The organism is Brevundimonas sp. UBA7506, assembly GCF_002479495.1.
GTDB lineage: Bacteria > Pseudomonadota > Alphaproteobacteria > Caulobacterales > Caulobacteraceae > Brevundimonas.
Genome location: NZ_DLNQ01000015.1, coordinates 109,378 through 127,263 on the forward strand (window position 1 = coordinate 109,378; position 17,886 = coordinate 127,263).

15 protein-coding genes are annotated in these 17,886 nt (G+C 67.9%); 8 read left to right on the plus strand and 7 right to left on the minus strand.

Annotation, left to right across the window (positions count from 1 at the left end):
- Window positions 1-16: 16 nt before the first annotated feature.
- Window positions 17-436: a helix-turn-helix domain-containing protein gene (locus B3K53_RS13120; RefSeq protein WP_292084881.1), complete on the plus strand. Its 420-nt coding sequence runs from the start codon at window positions 17-19 to the stop codon at window positions 434-436.
- A gap of 74 nt (window positions 437-510) precedes the next feature.
- On the opposite strand, the gene B3K53_RS13125 is transcribed toward B3K53_RS13120, so the two are convergent.
- The gene (locus tag B3K53_RS13125) at window positions 511-1,044 is read right to left on the minus strand and encodes a carboxymuconolactone decarboxylase family protein (protein WP_292084882.1); all 534 of its coding nucleotides are present in this window, start codon (window positions 1,042-1,044) and stop codon (window positions 511-513) included.
- A gap of 189 nt (window positions 1,045-1,233) precedes the next feature.
- Window positions 1,234-1,788 (minus strand): peroxiredoxin, encoded by a 555-nt coding sequence (locus B3K53_RS13130; protein WP_292084884.1) that lies wholly within the window; start codon window positions 1,786-1,788, stop codon window positions 1,234-1,236.
- Between the two features lie 272 nt (window positions 1,789-2,060).
- On the opposite strand from B3K53_RS13130, the gene katG reads away from it, so the two are divergent.
- From katG to acnB, 3 genes are all read left to right on the plus strand, one after another.
- Complete coding sequence (katG, locus tag B3K53_RS13135) at window positions 2,061-4,274, plus strand: catalase/peroxidase HPI (RefSeq protein WP_292084885.1); 2,214 nt, start codon at window positions 2,061-2,063, stop codon at window positions 4,272-4,274.
- A 101-nt stretch (window positions 4,275-4,375) separates the two neighbouring features.
- A complete protein-coding gene (locus tag B3K53_RS13140) occupies window positions 4,376-5,263 on the plus strand; it encodes a hydrogen peroxide-inducible genes activator (RefSeq protein WP_292084887.1) in 888 nt (295 codons plus the stop codon).
- A 316-nt stretch (window positions 5,264-5,579) separates the two neighbouring features.
- Window positions 5,580-8,162, plus strand: coding sequence for a bifunctional aconitate hydratase 2/2-methylisocitrate dehydratase (gene acnB / locus B3K53_RS13145; protein WP_292084889.1), 2,583 nt, complete (start codon window positions 5,580-5,582; stop codon window positions 8,160-8,162).
- Window positions 8,163-8,231: 69 nt separating this feature from the next.
- On the opposite strand, the gene B3K53_RS13150 is transcribed toward acnB, so the two are convergent.
- On the minus strand, window positions 8,232-9,845 hold the full coding sequence (locus B3K53_RS13150) for an NAD(P)/FAD-dependent oxidoreductase (RefSeq protein WP_292084891.1): 1,614 nt from the start codon (window positions 9,843-9,845) through the stop codon (window positions 8,232-8,234).
- Window positions 9,846-9,964: 119 nt separating this feature from the next.
- On the minus strand, window positions 9,965-12,691 hold the full coding sequence (acnA, locus tag B3K53_RS13155) for an aconitate hydratase AcnA (RefSeq protein WP_292084892.1): 2,727 nt from the start codon (window positions 12,689-12,691) through the stop codon (window positions 9,965-9,967).
- A 196-nt stretch (window positions 12,692-12,887) separates the two neighbouring features.
- On the opposite strand from acnA, the gene ccmA reads away from it, so the two are divergent.
- Both ccmA and ccmB read left to right on the plus strand, forming a co-directional pair.
- Entirely contained in the window at window positions 12,888-13,511 is a 624-nt protein-coding gene (gene ccmA, locus B3K53_RS13160; RefSeq protein ID WP_292085673.1) for a heme ABC exporter ATP-binding protein CcmA, read from the plus strand.
- Entirely contained in the window at window positions 13,508-14,173 is a 666-nt protein-coding gene (ccmB, locus tag B3K53_RS13165) for a heme exporter protein CcmB (protein WP_292084894.1), read from the plus strand. Before ccmA ends, ccmB begins: the two co-directional genes overlap by 4 nt.
- Window positions 14,174-14,179: 6 nt before the next feature.
- On the opposite strand, the gene B3K53_RS13170 is transcribed toward ccmB, so the two are convergent.
- Genes B3K53_RS13170 through B3K53_RS13180 form a run of 3 tightly spaced genes read right to left on the minus strand, consistent with a single transcriptional unit; the run spans window position 14,180 to window position 15,565 of the window.
- Complete coding sequence (locus tag B3K53_RS13170; RefSeq protein WP_292084895.1) at window positions 14,180-14,773, minus strand: Smr/MutS family protein; 594 nt, start codon at window positions 14,771-14,773, stop codon at window positions 14,180-14,182.
- Between the two features lies 1 nt (window position 14,774).
- Window positions 14,775-15,008, minus strand: coding sequence for a helix-turn-helix domain-containing protein (locus B3K53_RS13175; RefSeq protein ID WP_292084896.1), 234 nt, complete (start codon window positions 15,006-15,008; stop codon window positions 14,775-14,777).
- Window positions 15,009-15,031: 23 nt separating this feature from the next.
- Window positions 15,032-15,565, minus strand: coding sequence for a DUF2975 domain-containing protein (locus B3K53_RS13180; protein WP_292084897.1), 534 nt, complete (start codon window positions 15,563-15,565; stop codon window positions 15,032-15,034).
- A gap of 521 nt (window positions 15,566-16,086) precedes the next feature.
- Between B3K53_RS13180 and rdgB the strand changes: the two genes are divergently transcribed.
- Both rdgB and hemW read left to right on the plus strand, forming a co-directional pair.
- Complete coding sequence (rdgB, locus tag B3K53_RS13185; protein WP_292084899.1) at window positions 16,087-16,701, plus strand: RdgB/HAM1 family non-canonical purine NTP pyrophosphatase; 615 nt, start codon at window positions 16,087-16,089, stop codon at window positions 16,699-16,701.
- Window positions 16,694-17,848: a radical SAM family heme chaperone HemW gene (gene hemW / locus B3K53_RS13190; RefSeq protein ID WP_292084902.1), complete on the plus strand. Its 1,155-nt coding sequence runs from the start codon at window positions 16,694-16,696 to the stop codon at window positions 17,846-17,848. Before rdgB ends, hemW begins: the two co-directional genes overlap by 8 nt.
- The last annotated feature ends 38 nt before the right edge of the window (window positions 17,849-17,886 follow it).

The window sequence follows — 17,886 nt, forward strand, 5'->3', positions numbered from 1 at the left end:
TCAGCGAGAACGCGTGATGGTCAGAGGCTCTGCAGAGGACGGCCCCCATCCCGTGGACCGTCATGTCGGTCGGCGGGTCTGCGACAAGCGCATCGCGCTCGGTTACAATCAGAGCGATCTGGGCCGGGCGCTGGGCCTGACCTTTCAGCAGATCCAGAAGTACGAGAAGGGCGCCAACCGCATCTCGGCGTCCAAGCTGTGGGACATCGCCCGCTTCTTCAAGGTCGATATCGGCTACTTTTTCGAGGGACTGACGACGCCTCAGCCGGGCATGGCCGAGGGAGAGGTCGAGCCCTTCGTCCACGATTTCCCCACCACGCGTCAGAGCATCGAGATCGGTCGTCTGGCCCCGCAGTTGTCGGTGCGTCAGCAGAAGCTGATCCTGGACATGATGCGCGAGATGGCCGGACACGAGGCGCCGGCCGATAAGGGTTGAGTTTAGTCCCAGGCCAGAATTGAAAAAGGCGCGGATCGCTCCGCGCCTTTCTGCTGTCTGGCGGCGCCTGCGGATCAACCGGCCAGGGCGGCCTCGGAGGCGACGATGCGGCTGGCGGCGTGGACCACGGCGCCGATGCGCAGGGCGGCCTGAACCTGGACGTTGGGCACGCCGTGCTTGCGCAGTTCGCCTTCGTGGGCGTCCAGGCAAGCGCCGCAGCCGTTGATGGCCGAGACGGCGGTCGACCACAGTTCGAAGTCCAGCTTGTCGACGCCCGGGTTGGCGATCACGTTCATGCGCAGCTTGGCCGGCAAGGTCGTGTACTCGTTGTTCTTCATCAGGTGCAGCGAGCGGTAGTAGATGTTGTTCATGCCCATGATGGCGGCGGCGGCCTTGGCGGCGTTCATCGCTTCGGGAGTCATGACGGCGGCGGCGGCGGCCTCGATGGCCTTGACCGCCGGGGCGACGCCGATGGCGTGGGCCGAGGCCAGGAAGCAGCCCCACTTCTGCTGGTCGTTCAGCACGGTCTCGCTGGCCAGCGAGGACAGGTTCAGCGAGATGTCCTTGCCGTAGGCCGGGATGAGGTCGCGCAGGGCGTCGATGGACATGGGGACTTCCTTCTGCTCAACGGCGCCGCTTGCGCCGGATACGATATAGGGACTGCCGACGCGCCCCGTCAGGGCCGGATTCGGGGGCGTCAGGCATGAAAAAGGCGGCGACAGTCGCCCGCCGCCGCCTCTTCAAGAGGGGCGGCCCGGACCATTACGAACGCGGTCCGGGCCTTCCTTGGCCAGTACTTAAGCGGCCAGGGTCTCGCCGCCGACCGGGCGGTTGCAGGCGCACAGTTCGTCGGTCTGCAGGGCGTCGACCACGCGAAGCGTGTCTTCCGGCGAACGGCCGACGTTCAGGTTGGTGACGTAGACGTGCTGGACCACGTTGTGCGGGTCCACAACGAAGGTGGCGCGCAGGGCGACGCCGTTTTCCTCGTCCAGGACGCCCAGCTCGCGGGCCAGCTTGCCGCCGCAGTCGGCGAACTGCCACATCGGCAGCTTGTTCAGGTCGGCGTGATCACGACGCCAGGCCAGCTTGGTGAACTCGTTGTCGGTCGAACCGCCGAGGACCACGGTGTCGCGATCTTCGAATTCCTTGTTCAGCTTGGCGAAGGCGGCGATTTCGGTCGGGCAGACGAAGGTGAAGTCCTTCGGGTAGAAGAAGATGACCTTCCACTTGCCCTCGAAGCTGTCCTGGGTGACGGTTTCGAAGGCCGAAACGCCGTTTTCTTCGTGGCTGTTGAAGCCCGGCTTCACGCCAGTGATCTTGAATTCAGGCAGTTTTTGACCGACGCCCAGCATAGTGGAGCTCCATTCTGACAATGTAAGACTTCCGGCGTCGCAGGGAGGTGCATCGCCGATGGGCCTCAGATGGGACGTGGGGCCTCGGAAGTCAAATCGATGATTTCACGCAGCCGAATAGATTTTAGTTATGGTTGCAGGGCGATGCGCAAACGCGCCTATCCATCTCGACCATAAGTTTTCCTGCTGGTGGCGAGAAAGTTTATCGATTTTCCTTCAGCGCGGAACCGGGCGTAGGCTCCGGGCCTAATCTGCTGACCAGGAGGAAAGTCATGGACGGACAAGCAGGCGGCCCCACCCCTCTCCACGATCCCCGCAAGGAACCGGGCGCCCTGCGTTCGCTTCTGGGGCGCACCAACCGCGACTGGTGGCCCAATCAGCTGTCCATGGACATCCTGCATCAGCAGGGCAGGTCGGGCGACCCGATGGGCGACGACTTCGACTACGCCGCCGCCTTCAAGTCGCTGGACCTGGCGGCGGTGAAGCGCGACCTGACCGCCCTGATGACCGACAGCCAGCCCTGGTGGCCGGCGGACTACGGCCACTACGGCCCCTTCTTCATCCGCATGGCCTGGCACTCGGCGGGCACCTATCGCACCGGGGACGGGCGCGGCGGCGCCGGCGCGGGCCAGCAGCGTTTCGCCCCGCTCAACTCCTGGCCGGACAACGGCAACCTGGACAAGGCGCGCCGCCTGCTGTGGCCGATCAAGCAGAAGTACGGGGCCAAGCTCAGCTGGGCCGACCTGATGATCCTGGCCGGCAACGTCGCCATCGAGAGCATGGGCGGGCCGGTCTTCGGCTTCGGCGGCGGCCGCGCCGACGTCTGGGAGCCGGAGAAGGACGTCTATTGGGGCACCGAAGAGAACTGGGTCGGCGACGAGGGCAACCAGACCCGCATCCAGCCTGACAAGGACATGGCGCTGGAAGAGCCCCTGGCCGCCATCCAAATGGGCCTGATCTACGTCAACCCCGAAGGTCCCGGCGGCGTGCCTGAAGCCCTGGCCTCGGCTCGCGACATTCGCGAGACCTTCGCCCGCATGGGCATGAACGACGAGGAGACGGCCGCCCTGACCGCCGGGGGTCACACCTTCGGCAAGGCCCACGGCGCCGGCGACGCCTCCAAGGTGGGCGTCAGCCCCGAGGGCGCCGACATCGCCCAGCAGGGCCTGGGCTGGATCTCGGGCCACGAGAGCGGCATCGGCGACCACACGATCACCTCGGGCATCGAGGGCGCCTGGACCCCTACGCCGATCACCTGGGACATGACCTATTTCGACATGCTGCTGGACCACGACTACGAGCTGGTCCGCAGCCCGGCGGGCGCCAAGCAGTGGCAGCCGGTGGGCAATCCGCCGGAAACCCTGGCCCCGGCCGCCCATACGCCGGGCAAGCGCGTGCCGACGATGATGACGACGGCCGACATGGCCTTCAAGATCGATCCGATCTATCGGCCGATCATGGAGCGGTTCCGCGCCGATCCGGCCTATTTCGGCGACGCTTTCGCCCGCGCCTGGTTCAAGCTATGCCACCGCGACATGGGGCCCAAGGCCCGCTACCTGGGCCCGGACGTCCCGGCCGAGGACCTGATCTGGCAGGATCCGATCCCGCCTCATACGGGACCGAAACTGTCGGACGCCGACGTCAAGACTCTGAAGGACCGCATTGCGGCCTCGGGCCTGTCGGTCGCTGAGCTGGTGTCGACGGCCTGGGCCTCGGCCGTGACCTTCCGCGGTTCGGACTATCGCGGCGGCGCCAACGGCGGGCGCCTGCGCCTGGCTCCGCAAAAGGACTGGGACGTCAACGAACCGGCCAGGCTGGCTCGCGTCCTCAAGGTCTATGAGGACATCCAGGCGGCGTCCGGTCTCAACGTCTCCATCGCCGACCTGATCGTCCTGGGCGGCGTGGTCGGGGTCGAGCAGGCGGCCAAGGCCGGCGGTCACGACGTGACGGTCCCCTTCACGCCGGGTCGCACCGACGCCTCGCAAGAGCAGACCGACGTCGAGGGCTTCAAGGTGCTGGAGCCGCGCGCTGACGGTTTCCGCAACTATCTGCAGGTCCGCTTCAACGTCCCGACCGAGGAGCTGCTGATCGACCGGGCCCAACTGCTGGGTCTGACGGCCCCGGAGATGACGGTCCTGGTCGGCGGCCTGCGGGTGATGGGCGCCAACCACGGCGGCTTGACCCACGGCGTCCTGACCAACCGGCCGGGCGTGTTGTCCAACGACTTCTTCGTCAACCTGCTGGACATGAAGACCGGCTGGAAACAGGTCGACGACAGCGCCGACGAGGTCTTCACCGGCAATGACCGCGCCAGCGGCGAGGAGCTGTGGACCGCCACCCGCACCGATCTGGTGTTCGGCTCCAACTCCCAGCTACGCGCCCTGTCCGAGGTCTATGCCTCGGCTGACGCGGGCGAGAAGTTCGTACGGGACTTCGTCGCGGCCTGGAGCAAGGTCATGAACGCCGACCGGTTCGACCTGAACTAGACCATAGGGGGCGCCGCGGGCAGAGCGGTTCGCGGCACCTTTCTTCATCAATGGTTTCGATTGTCTTTGAAAACACCATAGGGCGCGCCTATGTGGGGCGGATGCTCCCCACCCTGCGACAGCTCCACTATCTCAAACTCCTGGCCGAGCACGCCTCCTTCAGCCGCGCGGCCGAGGCGGCCCATGTCAGCCAGCCGGCCCTGTCGGCCGGGGTGCAGGAGCTGGAGAAGATCCTGGGCGCGCCGGTGGTCGAACGCACGCGCGGCGCGGTCCAGCTGACCGCCGTCGGCGCCGAGGCGGTCAAGCGCGCCGAGGACGTTCTGGCCCGCACCGAGGATCTGGTCGAGGCGGCGCGCAATGCGGGCAAGCCGCTGTCGGGCCGGTTCCGTCTGGGGATCATTCCCACCGTCGCCCCCTTCCTGTTGCCGCGCGCCCTGCCCGGTCTGCGTGACCAATACCCGGCCCTGCGGCTTTTCATCCGCGAGGACCTGACCCCGCGTCTGATCGCCGGGCTGAAGGCGGGCCAGCTGGACGCCGCCGTCATCGCCCTGCCCTATGAGGCGCCGGGCATCGACCACGCCCGCATCGGCGACGACGAAATCCTGGCCGCCGCCCCGGTCGGCCACCCGCTGGCGGGCGCCGGCCCCATCCCCGAGGGGATGCTGAAGGCCGACGACCTGATCCTTCTGGAGGACGGCCACTGCCTGCGTGATCAGGCCTTGGCCGCCGTCAACATCGAGGCCCCGCGCGGCGAGGACGTCTTCGCCGCCACCTCCCTGCACACCCTGGTGCAGATGGTGTCCTCGGGTCTGGGCGTCAGCTTCCTGCCGCAGATGGCGGTGCAGGCCGGTCTGGCTGACAACCCCGGCGTCGTGGTCCGGCCCATCTCCGCCGACGCCCCCCGCCGCGAGATCGTCGTCGCCTGGCGCGCGGGCTCCAGCCGCGCCGCCGAAGCCCGCCTGCTGGCCGAGGCGCTCAAGCTGGACTGACGGCGGGGCGCCGCCGCCCTTGAGCCGCCATGCCTTTCACATGCCTAGCTCCGTGTCCGCCGTCATCCTCGGGCTTGACCCGAGGATCGGATTGTTCGCCTGCGCGACGTCTGCAAGGCCGAGCGCGCCGTTCCGCTCGATCCTCGGGTCAAGCCCGAGGATGACGATTGAGGGATGAGGCCCCCCTACGACGGAGGTCGAAGGCCGAACCGGCCCCCTTCCCTTGCGACCCTGATCCTTATGTGGGAAAGGCCACGCGCGGTTTTGGCGGGCCGACGGGCCAGTCATGTCGCGACTGGACCAAGGAAAGCCGCTCATGCTCGAAACCTATCGTCTTCACGTCGCCGAACGCGCGGCCCTGGGCATTCCGCCGCTGCCGCTGTCGGCCGGGCAGACCGCCGACCTGATCGAGCTGATCAAGGCGCCGCCGGCGGGCGTCGCCGAGCAGGAGCTGCTGGACCTGCTGACCCATCGCGTGCCGCCGGGCGTGGACGACGCGGCCAAGGTCAAGGCCTCCTTCCTGTCCGCCGTGGCCCACGGCGACTTCGCCGTGCCGTCGCTGTCGCGCGAACGCGCCACCGAGCTGTTGGGCACCATGGTCGGCGGCTATAACGTCAAGCCGCTGATCGACCTGCTGAACGATGCGGTCGTCGGCGCTGTCGCCGCCGAGGGTCTGAAGAAGACCCTGCTGATGTTCGACTTCTTCCACGACGTCGCCGAACTGGCCAAGGGCGGCAACGCCAACGCCCAGGCCGTGCTGAAGTCCTGGGCCGAGGCCGAGTGGTTCACCTCGCGCGACAAGGTCGCCGACAAGATCACCGTCACCGTCTTCAAGGTCACCGGCGAGACCAATACCGACGACCTGTCGCCGGCGCCCGACGCCTGGTCGCGCCCCGACATTCCGCTGCACTACCTGGCCATGCTAAAGAACGCGCGTCCGGGCATCACGCCGGAACAGGACGGCGTGCGCGGCCCGATGCAGTTCATCGAGGACCTGAAGGCCAAGGGCCATCTGGTCGCCTATGTCGGCGACGTGGTCGGCACTGGATCGTCGCGCAAGTCGGCGACCAACAGCGTCATCTGGGCCACCGGCCAGGACATCCCCTTCGTGCCGAACAAGCGCTTCGGCGGCGTGACCCTGGGCGGCAAGATCGCCCCCATCTTCTTCAACACCCAGGAAGACTCGGGCGCCCTGCCGATCGAGGTCGACGTGACCAGCCTGAACATGGGCGACGTCATCGACATCTATCCCTACGAGGGCCGGATCGAGAAGGACGGCCAGAAGATCGCCGACTTCGAGCTGAAGTCGCAGGTCCTGTTGGACGAGGTCCAGGCCGGCGGCCGCATCAACCTGATCATCGGCCGGTCGCTGACCGCCCGCGCCCGCGAGGCCCTGGGCCTGGCCGCCTCGACCGAGTTCCGCTTGCCGGTCACGCCGGAAGACAGCGGCAAGGGCTTCACCGTGGCCCAGAAGATGGTCGGCCGCGCCTGCGGTCTGCCGGAAGGTCAGGGCATCCGTCCGGGCACCTATTGCGAACCGCGCATGACCACGGTCGGCTCGCAGGACACGACCGGCCCGATGACCCGCGACGAGCTGAAGGACCTGGCCTGCCTCGGCTTCTCGGCCGACATGGTGATGCAGTCCTTCTGCCACACCGCCGCCTATCCCAAGCCGGTCGATGTCAAGACGCACCGCGAACTGCCGCAGTTCATCTCCAACCGCGGCGGCGTGGCCCTGCGTCCGGGCGACGGCGTGATCCACTCCTGGCTGAACCGCCTGCTGCTGCCCGACACCGTCGGCACCGGCGGCGACAGCCACACCCGCTTCCCCATCGGCATCTCCTTCCCGGCGGGTTCGGGCCTGGTGGCCTTCGGCGCCGCCACCGGCGTCATGCCGCTGGACATGCCGGAGTCGATCCTGGTCCGCTTCAAGGGTGAGATGCAGCCGGGCATCACACTGCGCGACCTGGTTCACGCCATCCCCTACTACGCCATCCAGCAGGGCCTGCTGACGGTGGCCAAGGCCGGCAAGGTCAATGAGTTCTCGGGCCGCATCCTCGAGATCGAGGGCCTGCCGGACCTGAAGGTGGAGCAGGCGTTCGAACTGACCGACGCCTCGGCCGAGCGTTCGGCGGCGGGTTGCACCGTCAAGCTGAACAAGGAACCCATCATCGAGTACATGACCTCGAACATCGTGCTCATGAAGAACATGATCGCGGACGGCTATGCCGACGCCCGCACCCTGCAGCGCCGCATCGACGCCATGGAAGCGTGGCTGGCTGCCCCGAACCTGCTGGAGGCCGACGCCGACGCCGAATACGCCCACGTCATCGAGATCGATCTGGCGGACGTGAAGGAGCCCATCCTGTGCGCTCCCAACGACCCCGACGACGCGCGCCTGCTGTCGGCCGTGCAGGAGACTCCGATCGACGAGGTCTTCATCGGCTCCTGCATGACCAACATCGGCCACTTCCGTGCGGCCTCCCTGCTGCTGAAGGGCAAGAAGGATATCCCGACCCGTCTGTGGGTGGCCCCGCCGACCAAGATGGACGCCTCGGAGCTGACCAAGGAGGGCCACTACTCGACCCTCGGCGGCGCCGGCGCCCGCATGGAGATGCCGGGCTGTTCGCTGTGCATGGGCAACCAGGCCCAGGTGAAGGAGGGCGCGACCGTGGTCTCGACCTCAACCCGCAACTTCCCCAACCGTCTGGGCAAGGGCTCCAACGTCTATCTGGCCTCGGCCGAACTGGCTGCCGTCGCCTCCAAGATGGGCCGCATCCCCACCGTGGCCGAATACATGGCCGAGATGGGCGTCATCGACGCCGACCGCGACGAGGTCTACCGCTACATGAACTTCGACCAGATCCCCGAATACGCGGATCCCGTCGCGGCCGAATAAGGCGGACGACAGTTTGAGAGACAAACGGCCGATGGAGCGATCCATCGGCCGTTTTCATGGGCGGCGCGTCTAGGTCGCCGTCTGTCCGATCATTGATCGGGCGACAGCCTCGGCGACCTTGATGCCGTCGACGGCGGCCGACAGGATGCCTCCTGCATAGCCCGCGCCTTCGCCGGCGGGAAACAGACCGCGCACGTTCAGGCTCTGGAAGTCCGCGCCGCGCGTCATGCGGATGGGCGAGGAACTGCGCGTCTCCACCCCCGTCAGCACCGCCTGGGCGTCGTCATAGCGAGGGATCTTGCGGCCGAAAACGGGCAGGGCCTCGCGCATCGCCGCGATCACATAGTCCGGCATAAGCGGGGCCAGATCAGTCGGGCGCACGCCTGGTCTATAGCTGGGCACGACCTCGCCCAGTGCGGTCGAGGGCCGTCCCGCCAGGAAGTCGCCGACCAGCTGGCCCGGCGCGAAATAGTCGCCGCCGCCCGCCGCATAGGCACGGGTCTCCAAATCCCGTTGCAGCTCGATCCCCGCCAGCGGGTGGTCGCTGGGATAGTCCTCGGGCGAGATGCCGACCACGAATCCGGAGTTGGCGTTCCGCTCGTTGCGCGAATACTGGCTCATGCCGTTGGTGACGACGCGCCCCGGCTCGCTGGTCGCCGCCACCACCGTCCCGCCCGGGCACATGCAGAAGCTGTAGACGGTCCGCCCGTTCGAACAGTGGTGCGAAAGCGAATAGGCGGCCGCCCCCAGATCGGGGTGTCCGGCGCAGGGCCCGAACAGGGCCTTGTCGATCCATGACTGCGGATGCTCGATGCGGAAGCCGATCGAGAAGGGCTTGGCCTCGATATGGACGCCCCGGTCGTACAGGGTCTGGAAGGTGTCGCGCGACGAATGGCCGATGGCGAAGACCACATGGTCGGCCTCCAGGAACTCCCCGGTGTGCAGATGCACGCCCCGCAGCTTGCCATTGTCGAGCTCGACATCGACCACCCGGTGTTCGAACCGGTACTCGCCGCCCAGGGCCTCGATCTTCTCGCGCATGGCCTCGACCATGGTCACCAGACGGAAGGTGCCGATGTGCGGATGCGCCTCGGTCAGGATCTCTTCCGGCGCGCCCGCCGCGACGAACTCGGTCAGGACCTTGCGGGCCAGGAAGCGCGGGTCCTTGATCTGGCTGTAGAGCTTGCCGTCGGAGAAGGTGCCGGCGCCGCCCTCGCCGAACTGTACGTTGGATTCCGGGTGCAACTTGCTCTTGCGCCACAGCTCCCAGGTATCCTTGGTGCGTTCCCGCACCACCTTGCCGCGGTCGAGGATTATGGGCTTGAAGCCCATTTCGGCCAGGATCAGCCCAGCGAACAGGCCGCAGGGCCCGGCTCCGATCACGATGGGCCTCAGGCCCTGGTCTTTGGGCGCGACCGCAACCGGACGATAGGTGACGTCCGGCGCGGGGTGAACGTGCACGTCGTCCTTGAAACGGGCCAGCAACGCGGCCTCGTCCCTGACTTCGACGTCGACAATATAGACCTTCAGGATGGCGGACTTTCGACGCGCGTCGTGCGCCCGCTTCCAGACCGACCAGGAAATGACATCACCCGGCGGCACGCCCAGGCGGGTAGCGATCACGGCGGGCAAGGCCTCCGGCGGGTGATCGAGAGGCAGCTTGAGTTCTGACAGGCGCAACATCGGTGTCTTGTAGCCGTTCGTGACGCCAAACGCATGAGGCAAGAGGCGGCGGACGGCCGAAGAAAAAGGCCGGTGGATCGCTCCACCGGCCTTTCCAGTCCTTAGCCTGAAGCCTCGCCTTATTCGGCGACGGCGGGCGCCTCGGCTTGCGGGCCCCCGGCCAGGTTGCGCAGGACGTAGGGCATGACGCCGCCGGCCAGCAGGTAGTCCAGCTCGGTCTGGTTATCGATGCGGCAGCGGACCGGGAAGCGGGCCATCTTGCCGTCCGACGGGCGGAACATCTCGACCCAGAGGTCCTGACGCGGCTTCAGCTTGCCGATGTTGACGTCGGTCAGGCCGCGGATGGTGACGATCTCTTCGCCGGTCAGGCCCAGCTTCTGCCAGCCGTCCTGCTTGAACTGCAGCGGCACCACGCCCATGCCGACCAGGTTCGAGCGGTGGATGCGCTCGTAGCTTTCGGCGATGACGGCGCGAACGCCCAGCAGCCGCGTGCCCTTGGCCGCCCAGTCGCGCGATGAGCCGGTGCCGTATTCCTTGCCGGCGAAGACGACCAAGGGACGGCCTTCCGACTGGTAGCGCATGGCCGCGTCATAGATCGACATGGTGTCGCCCGACGGGAAGTGCCTGGTGACGCCGCCCTCGATGTCCGGGGTGATCTTGTTGCGGATGCGGATGTTGGCGAAGGTGCCGCGCATCATGACTTCGTGGTTGCCGCGGCGGGCGCCGTAGCTGTTGAAGTCCAGGGCGTCGACGCCGTGGTTGGTCAGATAGACCCCGGCGGGCGAGGCCTTCTTGATCGAACCGGCCGGGCTGATGTGGTCGGTGGTGATCGAGTCGCCGAAGATGCCCAGGATGCGGGCCTCCACGATGTCGCTGACCGGGGCCGGCTCCATCGACAGGCCCTCGAAGTAGGGCGGGTTCTGGACGTAGGTGGACGTATCCTCCCACTCATAGGTCTGGCCGCCCGTGACCTTGATGGCCTGCCAGTGCTTGTCGCCCTTGAAGACGTCCTTGTAGCGCTTGGCGAACATGGCCGGGGTGACCGACTTCTTCTGGATGTCGGCGATCTCCTGCGAGGTCGGCCAGATGTCCTTCAGGAAGACGTCCTTGCCCTTCTTGTCCTGACCGATCGGGTCCTTGGTGATGTCGATGCGCATCGAACCGGCGATGGCGTAGGCCACGACCAGCGGCGGCGAGGCCAGGTAGTTGGCCTGGACGTCGGGGTTCACGCGGCCTTCGAAGTTGCGGTTGCCCGACAGGACCGAGGTCGCGACCAGGCCGTTGTCGTTGATCGCCTTCGAGATGGCCGGGTCCAGCGGGCCCGAGTTGCCGATGCAGGTGGTGCAGCCGTAGCCGACCAGGTTGAAGCCCATGGCGTCCAGGTCTTTTTGCAGGCCGGCGTCGGTCAGATAGTCGGTGACGACCTGCGAGCCGGGGGCCAGCGAGGTCTTGACCCAGGGCTTGACCTTCAGACCCAGGGCGTGGGCCTTGCGCGCCACCAGACCGGCGGCGATCAGGACCGACGGGTTGGAGGTGTTGGTGCAGGAGGTGATGGCGGCGATGACCACGTCGCCGTCGCCGACGGTGAACTTCTCGCCTTCGACAGCGGCGCGCTCGGCGTCGGTCGGGCGGCCGAAGACCTCGGCCAGGGCGGTCTCGAACGACGGGGCGGCGACGGTCAGTTCAACGCGGTCCTGCGGACGCTTGGGACCGGCCAGCGACGGCACGACCGTCGAGATGTCCAGCTCCAGAACGTCGGTGAAGACCGGGTCTTCCGAGGTCTCGTCGATCCACAGGCCCTGGGCCTTGGCGTAGGCTTCGACCAGGGCGACGCGCGCCTTGTCGCGGCCGGTGGCCGTCAGATAGTCGATGGTGGCGCGCGACACGGGGAAGAAGCCGCAGGTGGCGCCGTATTCCGGGGCCATGTTGGCGATGGTGGCCTGATCCTCGATGGTCATCCCGGCGATGGCGTCGCCGAAGAATTCCACGAACTTGCCGACCACGCCCTTCTTGCGCAGCATCTGGGTGACGGTCAGGACCAGGTCGGTGGCGGTGGCGCCTTCCGGCAGCTTGCCGGTCAGCTTGAAGCCGACGACTTCCGGGATCAGCATCGGGATCGGCTGGCCCAGCATGGCGGCCTCGGCTTCGATGCCGCCGACGCCCCATCCCAGGACGGCCAGGCCGTTGATCATGGTGGTGTGGCTGTCGGTGCCGACGACGGTGTCGGGATAGGCGACGGTCTTCTTGCCTTCGTCCAGGGTCCAGACGGTCTGGGCCAGGTTCTCCAGGTTGACCTGGTGGCAGATGCCGGTGCCGGGGGGCACGACGCGGAAGTTGTTGAAGGCCGAGGAGCCCCAGCGCAGGAAGTTGTAGCGCTCGATGTTGCGCTCATACTCGCGCTCGACGTTTTGGCCGAAGGCCTTGGCGTCGCCGAAGTGGTCGACCATGACCGAGTGGTCGATGACCAGGTCGACGGGGACCAGCGGATTGATCTTGGCGGCGTCGGCGCCCAGCTTGGCCATGGCGTCGCGCATCGCGGCCAGGTCGACGACGGCGGGAACGCCGGTGAAGTCCTGCATCAGGACGCGGGCCGGACGGAAGGCGATCTCGTGCTCGACGGCGCCCTTGTTCTCGATCCAGGCGGCGACGGCCTTCAGGTCGTCCTCGGTGACCGAGACGCCGTCTTCGTTGCGCAGCAGGTTCTCGAGAAGCACCTTCATCGAGCGCGGCAGGCGGGAAATCCCGGCCAGACCGGCTTCCTCGGCGGCCGGAAGGCTGTAATAGGCGTATTTCTTGCGCCCGACCGAAAGGTCCTGACGGGTCTTGAGGCTGTCAATCGACGGCATGGAGAAGTCCTCTGACTAACGCCGCCCGACAATTCGGTTGCGCCTTCGCGCGCTGGACGCCGGGGCGCACAGGTCCCAGGCGCGCGCGGCGAAAGCCTGCTGCGGCGCTTGCGGATATAGTCCTGTGCGGGGAAGCCGTCCATGTATCCACACGGGCGCCATGGACATCGAGAACGGTTCGCAAGTCGGCGGGGTCATGCTGAAGACGGTCGACATCGAGGCCCTGAGCCTGTCGCGCGGCGAGCGTGTCCTGTTCCAGGGCCTGTCGCTGCGGCTTTCGGCGGGCGAGGCCGTGGCTCTGACCGGGGCCAACGGGGCGGGCAAGACCAGCCTGCTGCGCGCCGTGGCGGGCTTTATCCGTCCCGATGCGGGGGCGATCACTTTTGGCGGCGCGGACGGTGAGGCGCTGGATCCGGAGAACGCGCGGCAGGGCGGCGTCCACCTGCTGGGCCACCTCGAAGGGCTGAAGCCGACGCGGACGGCGCGTCAGGAATTCGACTTCCAGACCGCCTGGCTGGGCGGGGATGAGGCCGCGCGCGAGGCCGCCGTCACGCGGCTGTCGTTGGCGCCCCTGCTCGATCTGGAGACCCGCAAGCTGTCGGCGGGGCAGAAGCGGCGGCTGTCGCTGGCCCGGCTGATCGCCGCGCCGCGCGCCCTGTGGCTGCTCGACGAACCCCTGGCCCCGCTGGACGAGCGCTGGCGGGCGGTCGCCGCCGAGTTGATGGCGGCGCATCTGGCCTCGGGCGGGATGATTCTGGCGGCGGTGCACGACCCCCTGCCCGTTCCGGCGCGCAATCTGGATCTCGGGGGCCTGTCTTGAAGGCCGTGCGGGTCCTGTTCGGCCGCGAGCTGTCGCTGGCCTGGGGCGGCGGCGGCGGGCCGCTGCTGGCGTGCGGCTTCATGCTGTGCCTGACCGCCATCCTGCCGCTGGCGGCGGGCGGCGATCCGCGCGTTCTGGCCCCGGCGGCCTCGGGCGCCAGTTGGATGGCCCTGGCCCTGGCCTCCCTGTTGTCGCTGGAGCGTCTGTTTGAGCGCGATCTGGAGGACGGGGCGCTGGACCTTCTGGCCCTCGGCCCCCTGCCTCTGGAGGCGACGGTGGCGATCAAGGCCCTGGCCCAGTGGCTGGCGACCGGCTTGCCGCTGGCCCTCGCCGCCCCGGTGGCGGCTCTGGCCCTGGGCCAGCCGGCCCAACTGATCGGTCTGACGGCGCTGGCGGCGGCGCTCGGCGGTCTGGGTTTCGCCTTCACCGGGGCGCTCGGCGCTGCTCTGGCTCTGGGGGCCAGGCGCGGGGGTCTGCTGATCGCGGTGGTGGTGCTGCCGCTGTTCATTCCGCCGGTGGTGTTCGGGGCGGGCGCCCTGACGCGGGCGGCGGGCGGCGGCGATCCGCTCTCGGCCCTGGCCCTTCTGGGCGCCTATGTCCTGTTCGCGGTGGTCATCGCCCCGGTGGCCGGGGCGGCGGCGATCCGAAACGCCCAAGGGTAGTCGCTGTCAGCCGCGCGGCTTCAGCGTGACATAGAGGGCGCCGTCGCCGCCGTGGCGGCGGTGGGCCGAGGCGAAGCCGGACACCACGCCGCGCAGGTGCGGCCCGGTCAGCCAGTCATGCACCGAGCCGCGGATGATCCCGCCGCCCCGCCGCCCCTGCCCGGTGATGACCAGAACCGAACGCAGGCCGCGCATCTGGCAGCTGATGAGGAAGCCGCGCAGTTGATCCTCGGCCTCGAAGCGGCCGAAGCCGTGCAGGTCGATGCGGGCCTCGATCGGATCGCGTTCGCGCGACAGGCGGCGCTGGCGGCGCGGCTCCAGCTCCTCGGGCGTCGGACGGGCGCGGATCTGCGTGGGCTGGGCGGGGACAATGATCCCCAGGGCCTCGAAACTCGGCGTCTGATCGGGCGCCTTGCGCTTTTTGCCGGCGACGCCGCGCGCGGGCTTGGCGGCAACGAGCGGAATTTCAGGATCAGGCACGACCGCGCCGGGGGTGACGCGGGCGGCCTTGCGGCGCGCGGGCGGGGTCACCGCGCCGGTCACCCTGGCCCAGATGCGTTTGTCGTCGTCAGTGGGGTCTGAAGGGCCTTTGCGGGCCACCTCAGTCCTCGCCGTCGAAGACGTCTCCGGGACCGGGCTCGTGGGCCAGCAGGTCGCCGGGCTGGCAGTCCAGTTCGCGGCACAGGGCGTCCAGCGTCGAGAAGCGCACGGCGCGGGCCTTGCCGGTCTTGAGGATCGACAGGTTGGCGACCGTCACGCCGACGCGGTCGGCGAGTTCCGTCAGCGACATGCGCCGTTCGGCGAGAATGCGGTCAAGTTGGACGCGAATGGCCATGGGCAGAGCTTAGCGTTTCCAGATCAGATCGTCAGTTCAGATTCGCGGCGCAGACGCGCGCCTTCGCGGAAGACCTCCGCCAGGACGAAGACGACGAGGATGGAGAAGACGGGGGTGAGCAGGTCGCTGACGCCCTGGGGCTCCATCACCCCGGGGGCCAGTCGCGCGGCCACCAGACCCTGAGCGACCCAGACGCCGCCGGTCACGATGGCCAGGATCAGGCCGATCTGGCGCAGGCGGCGCACGTTGTCGGGCTGGAAGGGGTCGCCCAGGGTCAGGGTGCGGAAAATCTTTCGCAGACCGCGCAGGATCATGAGGAAACCGCCGAAATAGGCGGTCATGGCGCCCACGCCGAACAGGAGCAGGGGGCGGGTCAGCGGGATCTGGCGGCCGTTGTCGCCGTCGGTGGCGGTGACGTAGAGACCGTCGATGGGAATGAAGATGGAGGCGACCCAGAGCAGCAGCAGCACGCCGGTGATCAGGGTCAGCAGGACATAGGCGACGTCCAGGGCGATCTTCAGCAGGCTGGAGACAGAGCCGGGGCCTATGGTTCTCAAATTGGGTGTCCGCAGGTTCGCGCCGGTCAGGCGCGGCGCTCTCATCCCGATAGCAGGCCGTTTCGGGAAGCGCATGAAGTCAGATCTCAGGCCGGGTGGTTCGGGCGGCGATCGCCGCGCGGGGTCCGGCGAACCCTCACGCGGCGCTATTCTTCGCGGTGTTCATGCTGATCGTCAAAGCCCCCGATACGATCCAGAGCCGGATCACAGGCTCTGGACGACCATGGCGATGGCTGCGGTGGGCAGGGCGGCCAGCAGAAGGGCGTTGAAGAAGCCGTGGCCGACGCGGTCCATCCAGATCGAGGTTTTCATCGCTTGCATCTTATCTCTCCGTGATTGCACGATTTTCGTGCGTTTCTGTTATGTCGCTGGGTGAACTTTGCGTCTTTTTTGCTTCGTCCGAACGGTGCGACCCCCGTTCTTGAGATTGAAGATAGGGGCGACCCCGCCGAAAAGCACGTTACATATCGTTTAACGATGTTAAACTTCCGCAATGCATCGGACAGGACTAAGGTCGCGTCATGAATCTCAAGCTGATCAAGGGGATGCGGCTGGTGGCCGCGACCCATAATCCGGGCAAGGCGCGCGAGATCGAAGCGCTGCTGGATGGAAATTACAGGATCGTCACGGCCGGCAGCCTCAACCTGCCTGAGCCGGACGAGACCGAGAGCACCTTCGTCGGCAACGCCATGCTGAAGGCGCGTCACGCCGCCGAGGCTTCGGGCGAGGTGGCCCTCGCGGACGACTCGGGCCTGTCGGTCGCGGCCCTAGACGGGGCGCCGGGCATCTTCTCGGCGCGTTGGGCCGGTCCGGGCAAGGACTTCGCCCTGGCCATGAAGAAGGTCGAGGCGCGGCTGGAGGAGATCGGCGCCTCGGGATCTTTGGGGGATCGCCGCGCCTGGTTCACCTCGGCTCTGGCCGTGGCCTGGCCCGACGGCCCCTGCGTGGTGGTCGAGGGGCGCATCGACGGCGACCTGGTCTTCCCGCCGCGCGGCGACCGGGGTTTCGGCTATGACCCCATCTTCCGACCGGAAGGCTCGGATCTGACCTTCGGCGAGATGGACCCGGTGGAGAAGGACGCCCTCAGCCACCGCGCCCGCGCCTTCGCCCGGCTCAAGGCGGCGCTGATTGACTGACGACCTGTCAGGTTCGCTCGCCCTCTATGTTCACTGGCCCTACTGCGCCCGCATCTGCCCCTATTGCGACTTCAACGTCGTGCGCGACCGGGGACGGGTCGAGGAGCAGGCCGGGCTGGTTCAGGCCGTCCTGGCGGACATGGAGGCGCAGGCCGCTCTGGTCGGGCCGCGTCGGCTGGCCTCGATCTTCTTCGGCGGCGGCACGCCGTCCCTGATGCCGCCCGAGGCTGTGGCGGCGGTGATCGCACGGGCCAGGGCGCTTTTCCCTCCGGCAGGCGACATAGAAATCACGCTGGAGGCCAACCCCACCGACGCCGAGGCGGGCCGCTACGCCGCATTGGCGGAGGCCGGGATCAACCGCCTGTCCATGGGGGTGCAGTCGTTCGACGACGCGGCCCTGGCCTTCCTCGGCCGCGACCATTCGGCGGCGGAGGCCCGGCGGGCGGTTGAGACGGCGGGGCGGGCCTTCCCGCGTCTGTCCATCGACCTGATCTACGCCCGACCGGGGCAATCCGTGGCCGACTGGACGGCGGAACTGACCACGGCGCTGGACCTCGGCTTCGAGCACGTCTCGCCCTATCAACTGACCATAGAGCCGACGACAGCCTTTGGCCGGGCCTTCGCGCGCGGAACCCTGACCCCGCCGGACGAGGATCTGGCGGCGTCTCTCTATGAGGCCACGCAAGACGTGCTCGAGGGGGCGGGGTTCGAGGCCTATGAGGTGTCCAACCATGCGCGCGACGTCGCGGCGCGCTCCAGCCACAATCTGCACGTCTGGCGCGGCGGCGATTATCTGGGCCTCGGCCCCGGCGCCCACGGGCGGCTGACCCTGGGGGGCGAGCGGACGGCCACGGTCGCCCACCGCCGCATCGCCGACTATGTCGCGGGCGTCGCCGCTGGAACGCCCTGGGCCGAGCGTGAGACGATGGATGCGCCGGGCGCCGCCGAGGAACTGGTCCTGCTGGGTCTGCGCACCGTCGAGGGCGTGCCCCTGCCCTTGCTGCACACGCTGGGTCTGTCCGAGACGACCGGGCCGCTGGCCGACCTGATCGCCGACGGCTTCCTTGGAGCGCAAGGCGGCCGCATCGCCGCCACGGCGCGGGGGCGGCCCCTGCTCGACGCCGTGCTGAAAGCCCTGCTGACCTAGGCGCTCGACCTAGACCCGAAGGGCCGGGGCTGGCAGGG